This window comes from Devosia sp. (genome assembly GCF_034675085.1).
Classification (GTDB): Bacteria; Pseudomonadota; Alphaproteobacteria; order Rhizobiales; family Devosiaceae; genus Devosia.
The window spans coordinates 1-7,520 of sequence record NZ_JAUCDN010000166.1 but is presented as its reverse complement, the minus strand read 5'-3'; the positions used below and the strand labels follow the sequence as shown (position 1 = coordinate 7,520).

Here is a 7,520-nt window from a genome sequence, read left to right as displayed (position 1 = left end):
ATCGCGTTTCCGAACCGCAAAACCGTTTCCACTTTTGCTGGAAACGCTCTAGCCGGAATAATGCCGGGGAGAGATGCCAGTCATGGCCTCCTCAGCAGGTGACGCGGATTTCGCCGTAGCCGGTCATGCCGTTTTCGCCGGCGGAGACCACGGCCAGGGTGCAGCCGATGGCGGGCAGGGCCAGCGCGCCGCCCGAGGCGATGACGGTGCCGTCCGCGAGAGACAGAAAGCCATTGTCGACGCTGCCGATAGAAACGGTGCCGGTGGTGCCGCAAATGGGATAGGTGTCGCCGGCGGCAACCAGAAAGCGCGTGCCGGTGGGCAGGCAATCGCCACCGCTGGCGGATGCCGCGGCCGGGGGCGTGGCGGGCAGGGCGGCACTGGCGGCGGGGGGCGTGGCGGCGGGCGCGCTGCGCCAGTTCTCTTCCAGGATGGCCAGGCGGTTGGCCAAATCCTGCAAGGCGGCGCTGTCGGTGCCCGAGGGGGCGCCCTGCTGGCGGGCGTAAAGCTCCAGGCTGAGGCGCAATTGCGCGACATCGGTCGCCAGCCGCGTCATCTCACGCTGCGTTTCGGCCTGCATCCAGAAGGCGCCCGCCAGGCCTGCGAGGCCGATGACGCCCAGGCCGGCAACCAGCGCCGGCAACAGGCGGCGGGGGCGGGCAGGGGGCTCGCCTCCGATCCGCTGCTCCTGCCCGGTGCTGATGTCTGCCGGTTCATCCACGACGCTTCACTCCATGCCGCCCGCGCCACTCAGATCGCCCGCGATTGCGGCGGCGATATGGTCCGGCGCGCTTTCAGGGCCGGGCCGGCGGCGTGTGCGGCCTGGGCGCGGTCTGGCCGGTGATGACCGGGGCGACATTGGCGTCGCGGCCGCCGAAAATATTGCCGAAAAAGCCGGTTACGGCGGTGTTGATGGCTTCGCCCCGCTCCTTGGCGGCGGCATCGGCTGCCGCCTGCCGTTCAGTTTCGGCTACGGCGCGGGCGGCGCGCTGGGTCTCGGCGTCCACGGCGCTGGCGAAGGCGACCTTGTCGGCCTGCTGACGGGCGGCCAGGGCCGAATTGGGCTGGGTCGCCGGGCAGACGCCAAGCGGATTGAGCGCCCCGCCGCCGGCCGGGTTGAAGATATACTGGCGCTCGCACACGTCCCAGGCGGGCGGGGTACGCGTCAGGTCGAACAGGTCATAGCCTTCCTTGATGTTCTGCCAGAAGCCGATATGGGGGCTGGAGGCATTTTTGGCCAGATTGGCCACATTCATGCGGAAGGGGAAGAGCTGGAGCTGGAAGCTGGGATTGCCGCCCTTGAAGGTCTCGCGGGCCAGGGCATAGATCTCGGCGATGCCGTCATCGGTCATGGCATAGCACCCGCGCGAGGAGCAGTCGCCATGCACCATCAGGTCGCTGCCGGTGCGGCCATGGGCGCGGTCGAACTTGTTGGGAAAGCCGGTGTTGAAGGCCAGATAATAGCTGGACTTGGGGTTCATCAGGCCGGGGGTGATGGTGTAGAAACCCTCCGGGCTCTGGCGGTCGCCTTCCTTGATCTTGGGGCCCAGATCGCCGGAAAAGGCGCAGATCTCATAGGTCTTGAACAGCTTGAACTGGCCGCTATTGGTGCGCTTCCACACCTCAAGGGCCTTTTCCTGCTTGAAGATGCGGATGACCATGGCCTCGCCGGGCGATGAGCCCATATTGCGCAGGCCCGCCAGCGTGGCGCCGGGCAAAGGCTGGTTGTGCCGGTTGTCGCTGGATTTGGGCAGGAAGCCGCCGCAGGCGGCCAGAGCGAAAGCCACCCAGGCCACGAGAACGACAGCGGAGATTTTGCGAAGGATCGAAGAAGTCACTTGGTGTCGGTCCGGCAGAAAAAGGGGCGGCGAACCCCTGAGAATCCATGGTTGCCCAAGCATGGGAAAAGCTGGTGAATTAAGCCTTACCACGCCGCCGAAAACCCCGGAAGCCGGGCAGTATCACGCAAGTGTGTGTGGATAGCGCGGCCGGTGGCCGGGTGGCTCGCTCACCACCCTCCCCTTGCGGGGCGGGATAAAGGGTGGGGAATGGCCAGCCCCGATATTCGGGCTCTCGGCACTCCCTCCCTTCCTCTCCCGTCAAGGGGGAGGCGCCGCGCGGTGGCCGGGGCGGGATCGTGGGTTGTGTGAATACCCTACAGCGCCGTGCCGATGGCGAGGAATTTCTCGCGCCGCTGCTCGCGGGTTTCCAGGCGTCCCTTGCCGGCGAACTCGCCGAGGAAATCGGCAATGGCCGTGCGCGTCGCCTCCATCACCGCGCCATGGTGGCGGTGGGCGCCGCCGGCCGGCTCGGGAATGATGGCGTCGATGACGCCGAAGCCGAGCAGGTCCTGGGCGGTGATCTTCTGGGCGGTGGCCATGTCCTGGGCGCGCGCGGCGTCGCGGAAGAGGATGGACGCGCCGGCTTCGGGGGAAATCACCGAATAGATGGAATTTTCCAGCATCAGCACGCGATTGGCCACGGCGATGGCGATGGCGCCGCCCGAGCCGCCCTCGCCGATGATGATGGCGATATTGGGCACGCCCAGCTCAAGGCATTTCTCGGTGGAGCGGGCAATGGCCTCGGCCTGGCCGCGCTCCTCGGCGCCGATGCCGGGATAGGCCCCGGCGGTATCGACGAAGGAAATCAGCGGAATGTTGAACCGGTCGGCCATTTCCATGATGCGCACGGCCTTGCGGTAGCCCTCGGGGCTGGCCATGCCGAAATTATGCCGGAGGCGGGTCTCGGTGGAATTGCCCTTTTCCTGGCCCAGAACGGCGATCGGCTGGCCGTTGAAGCGCCCGAAACCGGCCTGGAGCGCGGCGTCCTCCCGATATTTGCGGTCGCCGGCCAGCGGCGTCCATTCGGTGACGAGGTGGCTCACATAATCGGAAAAATGCGGGCGCTGGGGGTGGCGGGCCACCTGGGTCTTCTGCCAGGGGGTGAGCTTCTTGTAGATCTCGGCCAGCGCTTCCTCGGCGCGGCTGGACAGGCGATTGACCTCCTCATCGATGGAAACGGCCTCATCGGCCGCCGCCAGGGATTTGAGTTCGGCGATCTTGCCTTCCAGTTCGGCCACCGGCTTTTCGAAATCGAGATAAGACTGCATGCCATCCGCCCCGTTCGGGTCTGTTCGTGGACCCCTTCACGGGCCGCTGCTGTTGCGCTTCAAATTGGCCGGAAAGTGGCGATGGCGCAACGCCAAGTCAAGGCTTAGCCACCCCGGCATGGGGGCAAATCGACGCCTTTACCCCCGTTGCGAGGCCAAAGGATGGTGCGTCTCGACCAGATGGCGGAGCTTTTCGTCCAGCACATGGGTGTAGATCTGGGTGGTGGAAATGTCGGAATGGCCCAAGAGCATCTGCACCACGCGCAGATCGGCGCCCCCGGCCAGCAAATGGCTGGCAAAGGCATGGCGCAGCACATGCGGGGCCACCCGCGCCGCGCCGATCCCCGTTCGCGCCGCCAGCGCCTTGAGATCGCGGGCGAAGACCTGGCGGCTGAGATAGCCCTCGGCGCCATTGGCGGGAAAGAGGAAGATGTCGGATTTCTCCAGCGTTCCGGCCCAGGTGCGCACCGCGTCGCGCGCCCTGTCGTTGAGGGGAACGATGCGCTCCTTGCGGCCCTTGCCGGTCACGGTGAGGAAGCTTGCGTCGCGCATCACGGCATTGCGGCGCAGGCTCACCAGCTCGCTGACGCGCAGGCCGGTGGCGTAGAGCAGCTCCAAAAGGCAATAAAGCCGCAGCGCCGCCGCCTGCTTGTCCGGGCGGGCGGGCGCGGCGGCCTCCGCCTCGGCCATGGCCAGAAGGCGGTCGACCTCGGCCACCGAGAGCACCTTGGGCAGGGGCCTGCGGCTTTTGGGGCTGGCGACGATGCGGGTGGGATCGTCCCCGCGCAGCCCCTCGGCGCAGAGGAATTTGTGAAGCTGGCGGATAGCCGAGAGGCGCCGCGCCGAGGAGGCGGCGGAAAGCCCTTCGAGCCGCAGCCGGTCGAGATAGGCGGTGACGAGATCGCGATCGGCGGTGAGCAGGGTCTGGCCCCGGCCGGTGACATGGCCGGAATAATCGGCCAGGTCGCGCCGATAGGCGGCAATGGTATTGGCCGCCGCGCCGCGCTCGGCGCTCATCATTTCGAGAAACGCCCCGACCAGATGGTTTTCGCTCATGGCGTGGATGCTTCCGGTGCGGACGTTTCCGGCTCTGTGGCGCCGGGCAGGCTCGGCTGGCCGCCGGACAGCAGGTCGCGCTGGGGAATGCGGATGGTCACGTCCTTCTGCGTCGGCTCGACAAAGCTGACCAGGGCGAACATGCCGGCATAGACCAGGCCGGCAAGGAAAATCAGGGTGATGACAAGGCGGATAAGCGTGGGCATGGCAGTCCGGCTGGATGATTGCCGATAGTCTCACAGCAAAAGGTTGCATTTGTATGGGCATAGTGGTCCGGCATGGCGCGGTCTGCAAGTTCTTGACAGCAGGGGGCGGGAGAGGTTGATAGCCACCAGCATCAAGGAGCGTATCGTGAACCGACCCGACGCGGCAGTGCGGCAGGCCCGCGCCGAGGATCTAGCCGGGCGGCTTGCCGGCCGGCCATTGGTGCTTGTCGGCATGATGGGCGCCGGCAAGACCACGGTGGGGCGGCGGCTGGCCAGCCGGCTGGGCCGGCAATTTCTCGACAGCGACGAGGAAATCGAAAAAGCCGCGCAAATGACCATTCCCGATATTTTCGAAAAGCGCGGGGAAGCCGAATTCCGCGCCGGGGAGACCCGCGTCATCGCTCGCGTGCTCAAGCAGGAGCATGTGGTGCTGGCCACCGGAGGCGGGGCCTTCATCAATGCCGATACCCGCGCCCTGGTCAAACAAGGGGCGGTGTCGGTCTGGCTCAAGGCCGATATCGATGTGCTGTTCGAGCGGGTCTCGCGGCGCTCCAACCGGCCTTTGCTCAAGACCGCCGATCCGCGCGCCACGCTCAAAAAGCTCATCGAGGATCGCTATCCCATCTATGCCGAGGCCGATGTGACGGTGACCTCGCGCGAGGTGCCGCACGACCAGGTGGCGGGCGACGTCATCACGGCAGTGCTCGATTTTCTGGAAAAGGAAGACTAGGCCATGGCCGAGATCAGCCATCAGGTTCACGTGGCGCTGGGCGCGCGGGCCTATGATATTCTTGTCGGCCCGCGCCTCATCGACGAGGCGGGATCGATTCTGGCCGAGCGCTTCCCGGGGCGGCGCTTCGGCATCATCACCGATGAGAATGTCGCGCGCACGCATCTGCCGCGCCTTTTGGCCGCGCTGGACGGGGCGGGCATCGATCACGCCGAAATCGTGCTGCCGGCGGGCGAGAGCACCAAGAGCTGGGCCTTTCTCGGCCAGGCCGTCGAGGCGCTGCTGGCGGCAAGGCTGGAGCGGGGCGATCTGGTCATCGCGCTGGGCGGCGGGGTGATCGGGGACCTGGCCGGGTGCGCCGCCGCGCTGGTGCGGCGCGGCATGGGGTTCGTGCAGATGCCGACCTCGCTTCTGGCGCAGGTGGACTCCTCGGTGGGCGGCAAGACCGGCATCAATTCCCCCCATGGCAAGAATTTGATCGGGGCCTTCCACCAGCCCAAACTGGTGCTGGCGGACCTGTCCACGCTCGACACGCTGCCGGCGCGTCAGTTTGCCGCCGGCTATGCGGAAGTAGTCAAATATGGCCTGATCGACGATGCCGCCTTTTTCGAGTGGCTGGAAGCGAACCGCGAGGAGATCTTCGCCGGCGGCCCGGCGCGGGGCGAGGCCATCGCCCGCTGCTGCGCCCACAAGGCGCGGGTGGTGATCGAGGACGAAACCGAGCAGGGGGCGCGGGCGCTGCTCAATCTGGGCCATACGTTCGGGCATGCGCTGGAAAAGGACACCGGCTATTCCGACCGGCTGCTGCATGGCGAGGGCGTCGCCATCGGCATGGTGCTGGCGCATCGCTTCTCGACAAGGCTGAGGCTGGCGCCGGGGCAGGATGGGGCCCGCGTCGCCGCCCACTTGCGACAGGCGGGGCTGCCCACCATGTTGGGGGATATCCCCGGCACGCTGGGCGCCACCGAAACGCTGATGGCGGCCATCGCGCAGGACAAGAAGGTGTCGCGCGGCGCGCTGACCTTCATCCTCACCCGCGGGATCGGCCAGGCCTTTATCGAAAAGAATGTCGAGGCCGCCCAGGTCTCGGATTTTCTGGACGAGGCCCGCGCCGGCTGAAACTATTGCACCGGCAGGACCTCGATGGCCAGGGCATGCATGCGCCCGGCCAGGTCGGCCGAAAGGACATCCATGATGGCGCGGTGTTGCGCCACGCGGCTCATCCCGTCAAAATGGCGGGCCGCGATTCTGACACGAAAATGGGTTTCACCACCCTCGCGCCAGCCGGCATGGCCGAAATGCTTGCTGGATTCGTCGATCACCTCGAGGAATGCGGGGGCAAAGCGCTCGGTGAGCTTGGCGGCGATGATGTCTGTGGCATTCATGGCGTTGAGCCCTCAATCTGGTTTTGACACGTACTAGGCGGAATGAAACTGCAATCCAAGCTCTTCGATACCATCCGCATCCGTCCGCGCCGGGAAGAAAAGCCCGAGCGCCCGGCCGTCATGTGTGAATGGGAAGGCTGCGAGGAAGCCGGCGATTATCGCGCGCCCAAGGGCCATCGCAGCGAAGGGCAGTATCACCATTTCTGCCTCGAACATGTCCGGCACTATAACAACGCCTTCAATTTCTTCGCCGGAATGGACAAGGACGAGCTTGAAGAAGCGCTGCATGCGCCGCCCAAGGCGGAGACGCGCTCCAGCTTCGCCACCGGCAATCCCGGCGCGCGCGGGCCGCGCGCGGCGCGGGAATCGCTGCGCCCCGGCGATAAATTCGGCGATCCCTTCGGGGTCTTTGCCCGCTATCGGCACCGGCAGGCGCAAAAGCCCGCCACGGAACGGGTAAGGCCGCTGCATGAGCAGGACCGGCGGGCCCTGGAGGTGCTGGGCTTTACCGGCCGCGCGCCCTCCAACGAGATCAAGCAGGCCTATAAGCGCCTGGTCAAAATCCACCACCCCGACGCCAATGGCGGCGACAAATCCTCAGAAGAGCGGCTGCGCGCCATCATCGCGGCCTATTCGCACCTCAAGAAAACCGGCCATGTGACGAAATAGAACCCTGCCGCTTTGGCTGTTCCCTGCGTCTCATTGCTGCTATAGAGCCCCCGACTTTCCCGCCTTTTTTCCTTGCAAGAGCCCTGCCATGACTGAGTTCACCAATCTGCCCGATACCGAATATTCGGCCCGGGAACTGTTCGGCATCGATACCGACATGATGGTGAAGGGCTACAGGGAAGCCAACAGCCACGTGCCCCCGGTCGACCCGGATTACCTGTTCGACCGCAACACCACCCTGGCGATCCTGGCCGGCTTCCAATACAACCGCCGCGTCATGGTGCAGGGCTATCACGGCACCGGCAAATCCACCCATATCGAGCAGGTCGCCGCCCGCCTCAACTGGCCGTGCGTGCGCGTCAACC

The 7,520-nt window shown here is 65.9% G+C and carries 9 protein-coding genes and 1 pseudogene; 4 read left to right on the top strand and 6 right to left on the bottom strand.

Translation table 11 applies throughout. From position 1 onward, the window contains the following. Positions 1 to 91: 91 nt before the first annotated feature. From VDP82_RS11365 to VDP82_RS11345, 5 genes are all read right to left on the bottom strand, one after another. A complete protein-coding gene (locus VDP82_RS11365) occupies positions 92 to 721 on the bottom strand; it encodes a hypothetical protein (protein ID WP_323014959.1) in 630 nt (209 codons plus the stop codon). A 73-nt stretch (positions 722 to 794) separates the two neighbouring features. Continuing rightward, on the bottom strand, positions 795 to 1,838 hold the full coding sequence (locus VDP82_RS11360) for a murein L,D-transpeptidase family protein (RefSeq protein ID WP_323014958.1): 1,044 nt from the start codon (positions 1,836 to 1,838) through the stop codon (positions 795 to 797). Between the two features lie 317 nt (positions 1,839 to 2,155). Then, positions 2,156 to 3,109: an acetyl-CoA carboxylase carboxyltransferase subunit alpha gene (locus tag VDP82_RS11355; RefSeq protein WP_323014957.1), complete on the bottom strand. Its 954-nt coding sequence runs from the start codon at positions 3,107 to 3,109 to the stop codon at positions 2,156 to 2,158. Positions 3,110 to 3,247: 138 nt separating this feature from the next. Beyond that, a complete protein-coding gene (locus tag VDP82_RS11350) occupies positions 3,248 to 4,165 on the bottom strand; it encodes a site-specific tyrosine recombinase XerD (protein WP_416347104.1) in 918 nt (305 codons plus the stop codon). Beyond that, positions 4,162 to 4,371: a histidine kinase gene (locus VDP82_RS11345; protein WP_323014960.1), complete on the bottom strand. Its 210-nt coding sequence runs from the start codon at positions 4,369 to 4,371 to the stop codon at positions 4,162 to 4,164. Before VDP82_RS11345 ends, VDP82_RS11350 begins: the two co-directional genes overlap by 4 nt. A 145-nt stretch (positions 4,372 to 4,516) precedes the next feature. Between VDP82_RS11345 and VDP82_RS11340 the strand changes: the two genes are divergently transcribed. Beyond that, positions 4,517 to 5,101 carry a shikimate kinase gene (locus VDP82_RS11340; RefSeq protein WP_323014956.1) on the top strand — a complete coding sequence of 195 codons (585 nt, stop codon included), beginning with the start codon at positions 4,517 to 4,519 and terminating at the stop codon, positions 5,099 to 5,101. Positions 5,102 to 5,104: 3 nt separating this feature from the next. Then, positions 5,105 to 6,220 carry a 3-dehydroquinate synthase gene (gene aroB / locus VDP82_RS11335; protein ID WP_323014955.1) on the top strand — a complete coding sequence of 372 codons (1,116 nt, stop codon included), beginning with the start codon at positions 5,105 to 5,107 and terminating at the stop codon, positions 6,218 to 6,220. 2 nt (positions 6,221 to 6,222) lie between these two features. On the opposite strand, the gene VDP82_RS11330 is transcribed toward aroB, so the two are convergent. Further along, on the bottom strand, positions 6,223 to 6,486 hold the full coding sequence (locus VDP82_RS11330) for a BolA family protein (protein ID WP_323014954.1): 264 nt from the start codon (positions 6,484 to 6,486) through the stop codon (positions 6,223 to 6,225). Positions 6,487 to 6,528: 42 nt separating this feature from the next. Between VDP82_RS11330 and VDP82_RS11325 the strand changes: the two genes are divergently transcribed. Together VDP82_RS11325 and VDP82_RS11320 are read left to right on the top strand one after the other, a co-directional pair. Next, the gene (locus VDP82_RS11325) at positions 6,529 to 7,155 is read left to right on the top strand and encodes a J domain-containing protein (protein ID WP_323014953.1); all 627 of its coding nucleotides are present in this window, start codon (positions 6,529 to 6,531) and stop codon (positions 7,153 to 7,155) included. 88 nt (positions 7,156 to 7,243) lie between these two features. Further along, positions 7,244 to 7,520: pseudogene (locus VDP82_RS11320) on the top strand (cobaltochelatase subunit CobS); the annotation flags it as partial.

Bases quoted from the DNA above. Each gene is read 5' to 3' on its own strand.
- VDP82_RS11355 (WP_323014957.1), bottom strand. From the start codon at position 3,109: ATGCAGTCTTATCTCGATTTCGAAAAGCCGGTGGCCGAACTGGAAGGC.
- VDP82_RS11325 (WP_323014953.1), top strand. From the start codon at position 6,529: ATGAAACTGCAATCCAAGCTCTTCGATACCATCCGCATCCGTCCGCGC.
- VDP82_RS11350 (WP_416347104.1), bottom strand. From the start codon at position 4,165: ATGAGCGAAAACCATCTGGTCGGGGCGTTTCTCGAAATGATGAGCGCC.
- VDP82_RS11330 (WP_323014954.1), bottom strand. From the start codon at position 6,486: ATGAATGCCACAGACATCATCGCCGCCAAGCTCACCGAGCGCTTTGCC.
- aroB (WP_323014955.1), top strand. From the start codon at position 5,105: ATGGCCGAGATCAGCCATCAGGTTCACGTGGCGCTGGGCGCGCGGGCC.
- VDP82_RS11345 (WP_323014960.1), bottom strand. From the start codon at position 4,371: ATGCCCACGCTTATCCGCCTTGTCATCACCCTGATTTTCCTTGCCGGC.